Below are 15,138 nucleotides of genomic sequence, written 5' to 3'. Positions count from 1 at the left end.
GCCTAAAGGTATCTGTAAAATTCACTTCTTAGTTTCCATCATTTCCATGAGCTCCATGGAAAAGTTATCTTTCGCTTGTATGTATGCGCTCTTTTCCAGAACACTGGCTCCAATTTTTCGCTTTTCAAAACCGGCCGTCATTCCAAAATCAATGGTCCGCAACCCCATTTCACCGGCCCTTTTTACGGTCTGGAAAAGTAATTGGCGGTACACTTGGTGGTCATGGGCATACTTATAATCCATCCCCACAAAGGCCGGAACATAGGTTTTGCCCACGTTCTTGTAACAGAACATAACGCCTACGGGGATTTCCTTTTCGATGTCCGCAAAACGGGGCTTCAATGACAGTACAATGAATTCCCATTGAGGGATATCGGACATATATTGTAGCATATCCCTGGGGAACCCAAAGGTGTTCAGGCCAAGATTATGTTTTCTGACATTTTCAAAAAGTCCATAAAACATATCTATTTGCCCCGGTAAGACCTTATCCAGGACCTCTATCTTAAAATGTGCTTCAAAGGGCGCAATATCTTTCTTGAAATGCCTTCTGGATCTTGATGACAGGGTATCCAGGTAATTTTCCACTCCATTCCATTTCAGGTCATGGACCATACAGGCCTCTGGCATGGTCACCTTAAAAAAGCCATGGTTATGGAAAAACTCGTTCAGGATTTCTACGGAATCAAAATCCCTAAATATGATCATTGATGGATTCAGTGCATCATCCAACTTTTCGAGTTCATCAAATAATCGGTGCATCGCATTTTGCCACAGTGGATGGTTATTATCCAGATAAAGATGTGCGCCTTCCGTAAAAAGCGACCCCATGCCCAGCACATATGACACCATGTAATATGGATTATCCAACCTGGTCCGTTCTATTTCTTTGGAAACCGAAGCTGGGGCCAACATATCCTCCTTCCAAAGCGCATAGGTGAAATAGGTCGCCAATACCGGTTTACCCAATTGATCTCGAATGATAAAATAATAGAAGTCCCAGTTCTCCTCAGCCTTTTGGTTTTCGGAAAATGTTTTTTCAAGGAACTGGAGCCCATCCCAATCAAAAACCCCACGATTCCCAAAAAACAGATTCCATTCATCTTTCTTGATTGCCGAAATGCTGCGCTCCACCTGGACACTCAATCCGTCCGATTTGCTCCCAACAACGGGGCTTAGCTGCTTTTTGGGCAAGTTGAATGCTTTCCGTACACTATCGTCAGAGGTAAATGTATCCTCCAAGGCTTTGGGATAATGATAGTCCATGGCCTCCACCAAAGCTTTTATTTCTTCCTTTTGGTTATGTCTGGAAACGGTAATCCTGACCCCCGTGTTCTTTATGGGAACGGCCGGAAAAATACCGAGGTTCACAAAAAAGCCCTCCCGCATCAAACGGTTTACAAAATTATATCCGGTGATGGGCATTCCCGTTCCGATGTAGAAAACGGGCGAATGGTTTCTTTTAATTAATGGCAGATCGGTCTTGTCCAATTCTGCGTTAAAAAAGTTTATGCGCTCCAATAGGTCCTGTTGGAGGGTATAAATTTCCGGAGAAAGGTGGATGTCGGCAGACGCTATTGCGGCCGCTACCGATGCCGGTTCCAGTTGCGCCGAAAAGGTAAGCGGCCCTCCAAAGGTTTTGATCTTTCCGTACATTTTCTTGTTTGAACAGACCAATACGGCACCACTGGCCCCGAAGGTTTTACTGAGCGTCCCGAACAAAAGGACGTGCTCCGGCAATTCCTGAAGTTTATCCATCACGAATCCCGTTCCGTTTTTTCCCGCCCAACTCATACCGTGCACATCATCAAAGTAAAAGTGCAGTTGTGGATATTTATTACTGAGTTCCATCAATTCCAACACTGGCGCTTCATCACCGTACATCGAATACAGACCATCGGCCATATACCATATCCTTTTGTGCTTTGACGACAGTTTTTTGATCTTATCTTCCAACATATCCAGATGGTTATGGCGGATCATCTCAATGGGAACGCTACGGGTCTTTAGGGTCTTTGCAGCACTTTGGACACTCCAGTGCACTTGGTGGTCCAATATAATGGCGTCACGGTCGGACACCGCACTTGGAATGACCCCGATATGTCCCAGACTACTGTTTTTTGTTATGATTACGGGATGCCCGTACATCTGGGCAACCTTTCCTTCCAGGCTGCGATATAAAGGATGGGAGATGTACGTCTTGGATAACGGGAACTGCGTACCATATCGAAAGATGGCCTTGGCCGCCGCTTTTTTTAGTCGTTCATCTTGTTCCAGCCCTAAATATCCAGTGGTCCCAAAATGGAACAATGACTTTTTATTGATACTTATTTTTCTTCCGGTAAATACCTCTCCATCTGCATATAAATGCAGTACGCCCTGTTTGGTTGCATCGGTGAATACTTCATCGACGGTATCCAGAAAATTGTTGCGTTTAATTTTAGCCATTTGTAAATAAATTTTATGGGTTTAACGATTACATAGGTCCTAAAAACCTCAATAATCTACATTTTGAACCAAATAAAATTCGTGATTTAACCGCTTAGATACTGCCATACAATTGAAATAATCCCTTACAGACCAATAAAAATCCTTTACAGATTAATATTACATCGTATCTATTGGACAAAACGACCATTTAATTAAAAATTACTAATTTGAAGGTTTTTATAAAGTACCAGTAATCATGAATGTTGAAAATAATTTTGCATCCTTTTGGATCAAAAGCGGCATTCTCTATTTTAAATACAAAGAGGATGTGGCTATTGACCTAGCAGCCGCCATGCAGATTGTGACCGACAGGTTGCAATTACAAAAAGGAAAATCCTATCCAATCTTATGCGATACAAGAGGCGTTAAAAGTATCGACATGAATGCACGCCGTTATCTTGCCAGTGAAGGGGCTATATTTATAAAGGCCGTAGCACTGGTACAGAACAATCCCTTATCCCGTATTTTCTCCGAAATTTATGTCCAGGGCAACAAGCCTCCCATTCCCATTAAGATATGTAACGGTACCGACGAAGCTTTAAGCTTTCTACATGGATACCTCTAAAATTGGTTTAAGCTTAAAAAGTCAAAGAAAAGATTAAAAGTAAACCCAAAACCAACTGGTATCTTCATTTAGCTCCCGTTCCATTGGCCATTCTTTAAAACCTCCCAAACTATGGATACCCATGAAAATGATAAACGTTTAGAAAAAATATACCTCCAACTGCTCGAACTGTCGAAAGGCAATTTTTCCACCCTTATTGAACGTTCGGAACATAAAGATGACCTCGAAGCCCTTGCTGCATTGGTCAATATGGCCACTGAAGAAATCAAGGACTCCTTTTTGCACCAGGGTTATGTAAATTTCCATGATTCATATGTTCTCGCCACCCAAATGCTTATGGTCTTGGATGGTGATTTCCGCATTGAGGAAATCAATGAGAGCTGTCCTTCGCTTTTGGGTTTCGGGACCAATACATTGATTGGAAGACCTTTTGACACCTTAATCACTTCTAAATCAAAGGAAAAGTGGTCAATCTTGGTGAATGACATAAAAACGTTGTCATATACCGAGCAATCGCTCCAACTCTCCTTTAATACCAAGCAGGGTTTAGAACTCCCTGCATTTTGCAGGGTCGTCCATTTTACGCATAATTCTTTTCTTAAGGGCAAAACCATCATCACTAGTTTTGATATGGTACAGACCCGAAAATATATTGAAGAAAGAACGCAAAAGAAAATACAGAGCCGACTATATCTTCGGAAAAACCATAAAAGGAAGCAAAGTGCGCTTCACCTGAGTGATATAGAAAAAATAAGGACCATAAGCGAACATATCAAAAACCACTTGGATGAAGATCTACCTTCTTTAAAGGAGATGGCGCTTCACTTTGGGACCAACGAATATAAACTCAAAAAAGGGTTTAAGGAACTGAATGGGATGACGGTTTTCCAGTTCTTAAAAGAAGAGCGCCTTCGAAAAGCCCACGTTATCGTTGAACATTCCAATAAGTCCTTTAAGGAAATTGCCAAAATGGTAGGATTTAAAAATTCCACTCATTTTTCAAGGGAGTTCAATATCCGGTTCGGTTACCGCCCCAAAGCGTTGCGGACCGCCAAGGACTGATTCCAAAATACCCGGCCAAAATCAGTTAATCCCTTACAGACCAGTTATTATCCCAGAGGGATCATTCTGCTTCTTTAATTTTATACCATTCATTATCAAACAGATATAAATAGCATGAAATGGGAACAAAAACATAGAAATATTATTACCGAAATCATCAGTATGTTGTTTGTGGTGCTATTTGTTTATGCCGCGATGGGCAAGCTTTTGGATGGGAATAAATTTTATAACAATCTCAACAACTCCCCTTTATTTGGGGTTGGCCATATCGCTGGGATTGTGTCCTGGGCGATTCCTGTAATTGAAATAGGAGTTGCGCTTTTGCTCACTTTTCAGAAAACAAGACTTAAAGGCCTTTATGGAGCCTTAATTCTTATGGCCACCTTTACGATATATGTAGCGGGCATATTGTTCATCAGCCCCTATACGCCTTGTTCCTGTGGCGGTATCATCACACTTCTATCCTGGGAGCAACACTTCATATTCAACATTATATGGATAGGGCTGGCGATAACCGGCATTGTTCTGTACCGTAAAGAATGTGGGGCAACACCCCACAGCACATACCATTATACGAAATACCCTTTTTAAAATATTTGTTGCAACAAAAGCAGGGTGAGGCCCACAACCTGTACAAAAGAATGGGCACCATGTTTAAACCATAAATATTTAAAAATCATGAAAAGATTAAAATTGATTTTACCGATGTTGGCCTTTGTATTGGCCATTGGAATGTCTTTTGCATTTGTGGAAACAAATGCGGAAAAGGACTATTACGCTACTAAATTCATTTTGGTGGAAGCGCCAAATGGATGGGCAACGATTGACGTTGAATGTAATCCACAAAACGATGATTGTACCGTAAGGTTTTCCGAGGATCCGCTTACCGAATATACGGTTTATGATTCAAAAAACCTTAATGATGAGGCAGAGGGAGATGGACAAGCAGTATTAATAAATGGACCAGTTCCAAATCCTGATTGATTCTTGCTTATGAAAAGGAGTGCACTCAGGTGCACTCCTTTACTTTTAAGTTTGTTGCTATATCATTGTAATTCCCTCGAAGATACCATCCTAAACTCGAAGGGCTTAACTTTTAATAGTTTTTGTGCCAGGTGTTTTATATCCAAGGGTGAAATAGATTTTATATACTCCTGTTCTTCCTCTATACTGTGCCATGGCCTTCCAAGCTTATAATAAGCATGTATTTTATCGGATATATACATTCGATTGTTCTTTTTCTTTTCTAAATTGAGGACTTCCATTTTTTTATATCTTTCCAACAATTCTACGTCTACGATACTGTTCTTAAAGGATGTCATAAATCCTTTGGCCTGCCTTATTAATCGGTCTGTGTCTTCCGGACTGCTACTGAATGTAACAAAAACCTCTGTAAACAGCCCTGAATTTTGATTACACGCCACCACTGCATAATAGCTTCCCCCTTCCTTTGTAGATTCAAATCGCATTTCCTGCATTATTGAAAAGTTCATCAACGACTGTAGCAATTTTAGCTTTATTTCCCTTTTCCAATCCAAGCCTGAAGTATCTATACCTGAAATATACCCTAACCGCACCTTTACTTCCTGCATAAATTCCGTAGCTGGTATAGCTACCGCGTGAGGCTTTGGTAAATCATGTTTTTTAGATGTTTTTTGTATACCACAATTATTTCGATCTTTACCAACGGGTAAATTCCCTAAATACTTTTGGCATAGGTGCAAAACTTGATCTTCAGGAAAATCACCGGTAAGCCCAAAGGTAAAGTCTGATGCGTTACCATAGATTTCCTTATATATCGCCAATGCCCTATCCAAATCGGTCTTTGTTACTCCTTTTAGGGCTTTAGTCCCCTTGGGCAAAAAAGTTTCATCTCTTAATACCGCACTAACAGCAGTATTAAAATCCTTCTCATTAATATTTTTTAAAACAATGGATGAACCCGATTTAAGTTTCCAATCCTCAAAAGCGAGCTTATTTTTATTGGGCGCCGTAAAATATAAATAGATCAGTTGCATAGCCGTTTCCAAATCTTCTAAAGATACGGCCCCTTTTATCCCCGCTTCATCATGGGCCAAATATGGAGACACCCTACCCATAAAACCATTATGGGAGAGGTAACGTTCCAATTCAAATTTGTCCAGCCCACCAACTCCGGAATTCCGAACAATATCAGCGGCATTTAAAGCGGAAAAATAATCGGCCTGAGAATAGCAGCTTATTCCTCTGTTGGTAAAACCATGAAATCTTAATGAGTGCTCTTGTTTGGGATTTGGAACAGAAATTGAGTGCAACACCAGCCTAACCCCATTGTCCAAGAGGTACTCCGATGTTCCCGGCAACGGGGTGCTTTTCTTTTTAATGTTAGCCTTCTTTAATCCACTCACCGTTGTAGCATCCATCAATTCGTCAGGGATGCTTGGGTTACGATATGGTACTACTGGCATATTAATGGCATTGGCAATCCAACCACGGATGGTCCTTTCTGAGTAAGACAACATACGGTGACCGGGAGGAGCCAATGTTATAATGTCGATATTGTCTGTATCCGTTTGGATATACTGCTGTGCAAAACGATTGAACTCATCCAAAGTCAAATCGGATATGATTTCTTTTAAAAGCCCATTTTTATTGGGAGGCAAAACTTCCCCAAACACAAAATGGTCAATGATGTTATCCTTCCAGTAAGGCACTTTAGAGGTATCTATTTTAAGTAAGGCTAAAAGGTAATTTTCTTTGGCCGTTTTAAATTCCGATTCCGTAAAACCATCTGTCTCTAATTGCCTTATAGTTCTTAAGGCTCCAAATATCACCTCTTTTTCAGAACCTCCATCTATTTTAATATTTAATTGCACCCCCAACGATGACGGATACATAAATTTAGGCAAAATGTTGAAAGAAGTGTTATAGGCCTCCTGTTGTTCCATAAACCTAGCTGTTAGCATGTCGATCAAAACTTGCCTTTGCTGTTCATTCCTTAAAGCCTCCATGCCACTTTCTTCCAACTTTTCTTTCTGTTTCAGGTACAAACGCAAATAGGCCGTCCTTTTTTTTGAACCCTTCAGTAAGTATGGGTGCTCCTGGCTTATAAATTGAGGAGCTTGGCTTCTGTATTTGCTGTAATCTACATTGGGCGTGCGTGGATTCTCCACCGGTTTATCCTTGGAGAACCTTGTTTTTATTTCGTTTTCCATGTCATCCACGTCTTCGATATCCCCAACTACAACAATGGCCATTAAATCCGGGCGGTACCAATCTCTATAATAGCGTTTAAGTGGTCCATGCGGGAAAGTTTTTATATACTTTACAATGTCCTTGGGCGCTTTCGGGGTTCTTCCTGTCATGGTACTTTCCAAGCTGGTCAAGATAGAACCTGCACCGAACCGACCTCTCTCTGCCAATTCATTTATGATAACAGAACGCTCACTATCTATATATTCACTTTTCAACTCCAAACCCCAGATTATATCATGAAACAAATCAAAGGCAATATCTCTTTTTTGCTCGGTATATGTAGACTTAAGATGGTACTGTACAAAATAATGAGACGTGTTCCCATTGATTTCCCCCATTTTAAACCCCAGATTATGCGCCTTTGCCATGGTCATATTCCTTCCAGATTTAAAAGCCACGTGCTCCATAACGTGCTGTAGTTCATATTGATCCTGGTCCAAAATGGAAGATCCCGCTTTAACAATCAGACGTATATCCATTTGGGACGAACCATTGTCCGTAGGTTTTATATAATACGTAAGCCCATTATCCAACACGCCATGGCGTATACTGGGATCCAATGCCACGGTCTCCTTACAAATTGAAGAATTCACAGGGAAGGCATTACATAAAAATATATTTATGAATAATATTAAAAAGCTATATTTTTTGTTTCGATTGTTCATAGTAATCTTATTAAATTTAATATCCGTTGTTCTGTGTCAGGTTCGGGTTTTTGTCGATTTCATCTTCCGGTACGGGATATAGGACATCCGTATCCTGCCAGGAGTTTTTCTTGGCGCCCAATGTTTCCGATGCCTCCCCTGTGCGTTTAAGATCCAACCAGCGATGTCCCCATTCCATAAACAATTCCCTTCTCCGTTCCTTCTGAATGGAATCCAGTAACGGTTCACGGCCAATATCAGGAGCGGTAACTGAAAGCAATGGTAGCCCTGCCCGTTCCCTTATTTTATCTAAATCTGATATTGCCTCAGTTAATTTGCTCTGTCTCGCTCGTGCTTCGGCACGGATAAAGTATTGTTCGGCCAAACGCAAGGCCATGGAATACTCCATAATCATACCTTCCGAAATGTTATTTTTATATTTAAATGGATAATAATAGACTTGGTCGTCGGTTTCAAGTGCTCCAACCCAACTTTCCCGTCTGAGGTCCTGTTCCCCATAGTGATTTATTAAATCAGTAGCCAGTGCTAACGGCTGTTGGGAATTTGGTGGCGCATCGGTCAAAATGAATATTCGCGCCTCATTGGTTATATAGCTCAAGGCACCGCTCCCGGCAGGTGATATCTGCCAAATGGCTTCTTGGCTATTGGCCAGAAAAACGTCATCGAGTTCATTTAAAAGGGTATAGTTTTCAGAACTAGCGATGACCTGTCCGCTCAAAGTTTCCGCTTTCTCCCAATCTTCCAAAAAGAGGTTTACTCGGGCCAATAAGGCCATAGCCGTAAACCTATTGGCCCGTAAACGCTCACCATTTTCAAAAGTAGTTCCCAAAACGGCAGCAGCACTTTCCAAATCGTCCGTAATGAGATTGTACACTTCTACTATTGAGCTTCTTGGAGCCAAAGCATTTTCCCGATAGTCCGAAGTTTGGATTAGAGGCACATCGCCATACAGGTTAACGAGATAGAAATATACAAAAGCACGGACAAAACGTGCTTCGCCCATGAGCCTATCCTTCATTTCTGCGGAAACCTCTTTAGAGGCTTCCAGCCCATCCAATACGGCATTGCACATATAAACAATATTGTACGCACTGGACCAGAGGTTTAAATTATAGGCGTTGTTTATCAATATCTCATTGTTCTCGAACTCCCTCATGGCATCGTTCACTGTGGTGGTCTGGGCATTATCGGCAGCCAACCCGCCCAACATGGTAACCGAACGAAAATCACCATTGGCAAAATCTGCCTTGAACAGTTCATTATAGATGCCCATAACGGCACTGTTTGCCGTGGCATCGTTATTGAATACGGTCTCACTAATAATCTTATAGTCCGGAGCTTCCACCGCTACAAAATCTTCACAAGAGGCTTGGAGCAGGCCAAGACCGATCAGTATAATATATCTAGATTTCATGTTTTTAATTTTTTATAGGTTTATCTGGATTCCACAGGTTATTGTTCTCAGGGGAGGTACAACTCCCCTACCGCCTTGGGGATCCAATCCAGCGTACCTTGTTATGGTAAAAAGGTTTTGAGCGCGCACATATACATTGGCCGACCGTATGTTCAATCTTTCCATGACGTCTCGGGGCAGTTGGTAGGACAGGGATATATTTTTCAATCTTAGAAACGAGGCATCTTCTATCCCTAAAGAACTATTCGCTGCATTTAAGGAAGAAAATAAGGCCGAAAACGATTGTGACACTTTCTGGATGTCTTCATTATCACCGGGCACCTCCCAAGCGTTCAGGAACTCCACGGGCTTGTTGCCCGAAAAACCTGGAGGTGTCGTGCTGAATATATAACTCAAGTTACTCTGCTTAATGTATTCGAACAGAAACTGAAGTGAAAATCCCTTATACTGTATTTGGTTATTAAGTCCGCCGTAATATGCCCTGCCCATATTTTTAATGATCACCCTATCGTCATTATTAAACCTGCCATCTTCATTGACATCCGAAATGCGGTAAAAACCGGTTTCCGGATCTATTCCTTCATACTGATAGAGCAACCTTATATTTAAAGGGTGCCCCACTCTATATCTGTTGGCATAAGAGGTCTGCTCTATACCATCAAAGGCCACAAGCTTGTTGTCTGGAAAAGTCATATTCAAGGAGGTTTTCCAAGAGAATGCGCCATTGGCGATATTGGTTGTATTAAGGAGTACTTCCCATCCCGTATTTTGCACCGTGGCCGGAAGGTTTGCCTGTACCGAAGTAAACCCTGTAATGGCAGGCAACGGATAGCCTACCAATTGGTTGGAAGAGCGGTTTCTGTACCAACTCACATCTACGTTGATACGGTTTTGAATAAATCCGAGCTGAAGAGCGGCTTCCAGTTTTTTATTGACCTCCCACGAATAATCCGCGTTAAATAATTGGGTAGGGTACAGACCTCCTGCGCCATCGGTGGGCTCATAAGCATCTAGATATCCGTAGTCCCCTATTTGGTCACTTCCGGTAGTGCCATAGCTTCCCCTTAGCTTTCCAAAACTTAGAAAAGACAAGTTTTCACGAATAACATTTTCTTCGGAGAATATCCATGCGGCACCAATGGCTCCGAAATTCGAAAAACGCTTATCAGGACCAAAACGGGAAGAGCCATCACGTCTTCCTGTGATGTTCAGGAAATACTTTTCGTCCCAGTTCAATCCCAAGCGTCCAAATACCGCAGCATATCTATATTCTGTATTGGTATCAGCTAAGGTACGTACATCATCGGCCGCAGCAAGGTTTCCCATTAAACTTTTATCTGCATAACCGTTTCCTTCCATACTTAAATAGCCGTTTTTGTTATCCTGAAAAGTGCCGCCGACCAAAGCATTGATTTCAAACTTTCCCTGTACCATGTCATAGGCCATTTGAGGCTCTACGATCCATGATTGCCTGTTGGCCTGGTTCTGTATGGTGCTCAACCTTATAAAGTCCCACCTGTTCGGGCGATTGGCCTCTTTGAAAAAACGTACCTGCTCTTCACTATTTAATTTGGAGTATCCCGCATTCACTTTTAATTTTAAACCTTTGAGCATTTCATAGGAAAGCCCCATATTGGTCAGTAGGTTATCGGTCTTAATATCCTGCGGCTGTTCGAGCACGGCCAATGGGTTATTACCGGTCCAGTTGTCCCAATTCAGGCTCCCGTCCTCCTTGTAAATGGCAGGGGCATTGGGCGCGGTATTTAGAGCGCTGTTCACAAAGTTGTTTCCAAAAAACAGGGCATTATCGTCCACGCCATAATTGACGGAAAGATCGAGTTGAAATCTTTGGTCTTTGGAGCGGTGGTTTAGGTTTAAATTTGCAGTGAGCTTATTGTAATCGAAATTACCGGGAAATACAGACCCTTGGTTTTGATACCCACCGCCTACCCGAAATGAGGTGTAGGCATTGCCGCCCGATACGGCCATGTTGATACTTTTTGCCAATACCGTCTTTCCAAACAACACCTCCTGCCAGTCTGTATAGCGGTTTTGGTCCCACAACACCAAATCGGGGGCATTGCCTTCATTGGGGGTCAAACCATCGTTCTCAAAGGCCTGTCGCCTCATGGAAAGGTACTGAGGCGTGTTCAACAATTTTGCCTTATTGGAAACCTCAGAGATACCTGAATACAGGTTGATGGCCAATAAAGTCCGTCCATTTTCGTTCGATCCTTTTTTGGTGGTAATGAGCACTACCCCATTTGCTCCACGTGAGCCATAGATGGCTGTGGCATCGGCATCTTTTAAAACCTCAATGCTTTCAATATTCTGGAGGTTCAACGTACTCAAAGGGTCCAGTCCCGATTGGCTGGTCAAAGAACCGACACTGTTTAAAGGCTCGGAATTGACGGGGACTCCATCCACAATATATAGCGGGTAGTTACCATCATTGCGCAAACTGTTGGTTCCGCGTATACGGATGTTTGGGGCCAATCCGGTAATGCCGCTCCCCTGTTCAACCTCTACACCGGGCATCCTCCCCTCTAAAGCCTGTAATGGGCTTACAATAGGCTGTAATTCGATATCCTTTGCGGTGACCTTACTGATACTACCGGTGCGTTCATTTTCAGAAACCGAATAATATCCGGCATTGACCATAACGGTGCCCAAATCGGTAACACTTTCCCGAAGTACTACATTTATGGTTATTTTATTGTCAACAATCATTTCCTGCGTCTCAAGACCCAATGCCGAAAAGACCAGAGTATCGGTTGCTGTGGCCTCAATGATGTACCTCCCATCAAAGTTTGAAATTGTGCCCCTATGGGTGTTTTTAACTTGAATGTTTACACCGGCTATAGGAACACCATTTACATCAACAACTTTGCCCTTGATTTGCCGTTGTTGAACCTTAAAGTTTATATGGTCAGGTATGGGGATGCCCCAAGCATGGTTGGCCAAGAGCGTCAAGGCTACAAAAAGCGTGCAAATAAGCAGGCTCTTTACCTTGTTGTAAAAGGTATTTTTCATAATTTTGAATACGTTTAATTAAACATCGTTTTAATTGGATCTGCCCTCCGGTAACCCGTCAAAGTGATTGGAGGGTTTCTTTTTGCCGTAGATTAACGGCTTTATACTGTAATCGTTATTGTTGTTTCATAGGCATTTCGTTTTTATAGTTAAATTTCACACTAACATCAATAATGGTATATCTGGGCAGGTCACCTGTAAATGATTACCTGTTGTGTTTACAGGGCTTACGCCCGCCCGACATACCGTAACTAATTCAAAGGGTATTCCATAGGCATTGTTTTAAATGAATGTATAGCGCACCTTATTGCCGTAAGATGACTTGTTTAATTACTTAGGGATTATCGTTACATGGCCGGATACCATGAAATATATGCAGTGGTACATTACAGGAGAAAAAGAATATTGAAATACCGGATACCGCATGTTTTAACAACCCGGTATTATAATCCTGCTTTTGCAGGGGCTATAACGTCACTCCCGTAACAATTGGGCATCCTAAACCGGATACTTTGGTTTTTTAGGAAACAGGGCACAAAATACCGTAAAGGTCACATTGTACTGTGCCTTGGTAATTTTTAATCCTTTATACCCTGTAAGTTTTTTAAATGGGTTTACCATAGTTTAAAACCGTAGTATTTTGCAAAACCCGAATTAAAATGAAGAAACTTTTGCCAAGAACAGTTGAGCAAACCAAAATTACAATAATAAAAAGGCGTGAAACTCAACTTACCGGATTGGGGTACTGGTATACCTGACAACGATAAGAGAGCCCACGCCCGGGTCGTGAGCAAACTTACTTATCATCTCGTTGTCTAAAAAGTACCAGTTTTCAATCCGAGACTCCAAGCAATTGCTTCTAATATTTTAATTTGAAGAATTGCAAATTTATGTAATTCAAACAAATATAATAAAATTTATCATATTGGAAATATATTACCAAAGAATATTCTTCAATAAATACAACCTTGTCCAAAATAAGTAAATGAATTCAAAGAAGGTAGACCTCTCTTTAAAAGAATTATTATTAGCTATTGGTAATAAAATAAAAGAAGAAAGAGAGAGGCAAGGTTATAAACTGGAGGATATGGATGCTCTATGTGATATAGACCCTAGTGCATTTAGCAAAATCGAAAGAGGGATTTACGATAACATTACCCTGAAAACATTAATCAGGATTTCTATTGCTTTAAAATTAAAATCTTTTAATGTATTCGGTGTTAATTTTCCTTTAAGACACTATCCCGAAAAGTGTGTAAGTTATAAATCGAGGGTTTGGCTTAATTAAAGCCGGACCCTTTTTTCAAATATAGTCAAAAACTGGTTTAAAATAATGCCCCAGTTCCTAATGGGCATCGACCATTTCTTGGTAGCCTCTCTAATGGCTAAAAAAGTGGATTTCATAACAGCTTCATCTGTTGGGAATGAGAGTTTGTTTTTAGTGTATTTTCTGATTTTTCCATTAAGGTTTTCAATAAGGTTCGTAGTGTAAATGATTTTTCTGATTTCTAAAGGGAATTCATAGAAAGCTGTAAGTTCTTCCCAGTTGTCCCTCCAGCTTTTAATAGCGTAAGAGTACTTGTGTTCCCATTTCTGGGCAAAGTCCTCCAGAGCGGCTTTTGCTGCGCTTTTGGTAGGTGCATCATAGATGCTTTTCATATCCTTTGTAAACTCCTTCTTGTCCTTCCAAACCACATAGCGACAAGCATTTCTAATTTGATGCACCACACAGATTTGGGTCTTGGATTCAGGAAAAACGTTTTTAATGGTGTCGGTAAAACCGTTAAGATTATCTGTGGCCGTGATAAGCAAATCCTGAACGCCTCTGGCTTTCATATCGGTTAGTACACTCATCCAAAAGGTCCCGATTCATTCTTACCCAGCCAAAGCCCTAGGACTTCCTTTTTACCGTCTCTACGTAGTCCTACGGCAATGTACATGGTTTTGTTAATGACTTTGGAGTTCTCCCGAACCTTAAATACAATGCCATCCATCCAAGTAATTAAATATACGGGCTCCAATGGCCTGTTCTGCCAGGCAACAATATCATTGGTAACTTTATCCGTGATGCGGGATATGGTGGATGTGGATACATCAAAATCGTAGACTTCACGGATCTGTTCTTCGATATCGGAATTACTCATGCCCTTAGCATAAAGGCTGATAATCACATTTTCTATGCCATCGACCATGTTGGTGCGTTTAGGGACGAGCATGGGGTTAAAAGAGGCTTCTCGGTCTCTGGGAACTTTAATATTGGTCTCGCCCAATGCCGTTTTTATCTTTTTGGAAGCGTAACCGTTACGGGTATTGCTGTTATCGGATTGTTGGTGCCTTTCATAATCCAGATGCGCATCAAGCTCGCCTTCAAGCATCTTTTCAATGCCCCGCTTTTGGATGGATTTTAGAAAGGAGGTTAGTTCGTCTCCTGTTTTGAACTGTTTTAAAAAGTCGTCGTTTAGAAAATCTTCTTTCTTCATAAGTGTATAAAATTTAAAATTAAACAAAAAAATATCGAGAGCTGTTAACCCTCGATATTTAAACTTTACACACTTAGTGAGATACTACCTCCTTTAAATGATTTCCTTGACTAGCAACTGAACCTACAACAATTTTTAAATATTAACCTGTAATTCTCTGGTTTTCGAAGTTCTTTAAGGTAAACCGTAAAATAA

At 41.2% G+C, this 15,138-nt stretch carries 9 protein-coding genes and 1 pseudogene; 5 read left to right on the top strand and 5 right to left on the bottom strand.

Going from position 1 to position 15,138, the window contains the following annotated elements; genetic code table 11:
• Positions 1–21: 21 nt before the first annotated feature.
• A complete protein-coding gene (locus ABI125_08735) occupies positions 22–2,448 on the bottom strand; it encodes an aminotransferase class I/II-fold pyridoxal phosphate-dependent enzyme (protein XCF04813.1) in 2,427 nt (808 codons plus the stop codon).
• Between the two features lie 238 nt (positions 2,449–2,686).
• Between ABI125_08735 and ABI125_08730 the strand changes: the two genes are divergently transcribed.
• The 4 genes from ABI125_08730 (at position 2,687) to ABI125_08715 (ending at position 5,101) form a co-directional block, all read left to right on the top strand.
• Positions 2,687–3,055 (top strand): hypothetical protein, encoded by a 369-nt coding sequence (locus tag ABI125_08730; GenBank protein XCF04812.1) that lies wholly within the window; start codon positions 2,687–2,689, stop codon positions 3,053–3,055.
• A 111-nt stretch (positions 3,056–3,166) separates the two neighbouring features.
• Positions 3,167–4,117: a helix-turn-helix domain-containing protein gene (locus ABI125_08725; GenBank protein XCF04811.1), complete on the top strand. Its 951-nt coding sequence runs from the start codon at positions 3,167–3,169 to the stop codon at positions 4,115–4,117.
• A gap of 114 nt (positions 4,118–4,231) precedes the next feature.
• Entirely contained in the window at positions 4,232–4,708 is a 477-nt protein-coding gene (locus ABI125_08720) for a MauE/DoxX family redox-associated membrane protein (protein XCF04810.1), read from the top strand.
• An 87-nt stretch (positions 4,709–4,795) separates the two neighbouring features.
• Complete coding sequence (locus ABI125_08715; GenBank protein XCF04809.1) at positions 4,796–5,101, top strand: DUF6520 family protein; 306 nt, start codon at positions 4,796–4,798, stop codon at positions 5,099–5,101.
• Between the two features lie 62 nt (positions 5,102–5,163).
• Here ABI125_08715 and ABI125_08710 read toward each other — a convergent pair whose 3' ends face one another.
• The 3 genes from ABI125_08710 to ABI125_08700 form a co-directional block, all read right to left on the bottom strand.
• Positions 5,164–7,944, bottom strand: coding sequence for an insulinase family protein (locus ABI125_08710; GenBank protein XCF04808.1), 2,781 nt, complete (start codon positions 7,942–7,944; stop codon positions 5,164–5,166).
• A gap of 88 nt (positions 7,945–8,032) precedes the next feature.
• Complete coding sequence (locus ABI125_08705) at positions 8,033–9,430, bottom strand: RagB/SusD family nutrient uptake outer membrane protein (protein XCF04807.1); 1,398 nt, start codon at positions 9,428–9,430, stop codon at positions 8,033–8,035.
• 12 nt (positions 9,431–9,442) lie between these two features.
• On the bottom strand, positions 9,443–12,463 hold the full coding sequence (locus ABI125_08700) for a SusC/RagA family TonB-linked outer membrane protein (GenBank protein ID XCF04806.1): 3,021 nt from the start codon (positions 12,461–12,463) through the stop codon (positions 9,443–9,445).
• Positions 12,464–13,448: 985 nt separating this feature from the next.
• Between ABI125_08700 and ABI125_08695 the strand changes: the two genes are divergently transcribed.
• Complete coding sequence (locus tag ABI125_08695) at positions 13,449–13,751, top strand: helix-turn-helix transcriptional regulator (protein XCF04805.1); 303 nt, start codon at positions 13,449–13,451, stop codon at positions 13,749–13,751.
• Here ABI125_08695 and ABI125_08690 read toward each other — a convergent pair.
• Positions 13,748–14,943: pseudogene (locus ABI125_08690) on the bottom strand (IS256 family transposase). The gene ABI125_08695 and the pseudogene ABI125_08690 overlap by 4 nt on opposite strands.
• Positions 14,944–15,138: the final 195 nt, after the last annotated feature.

Origin of the sequence: Tamlana crocina, assembly GCA_040429635.1 — a bacterium.
Lineage (GTDB): Bacteria > Bacteroidota > Bacteroidia > Flavobacteriales > Flavobacteriaceae > Flavisericum > Flavisericum crocinum.
The sequence above is the reverse complement of the archived record's forward strand: the minus strand, read 5'-3'. Positions and strand labels throughout refer to the sequence as shown.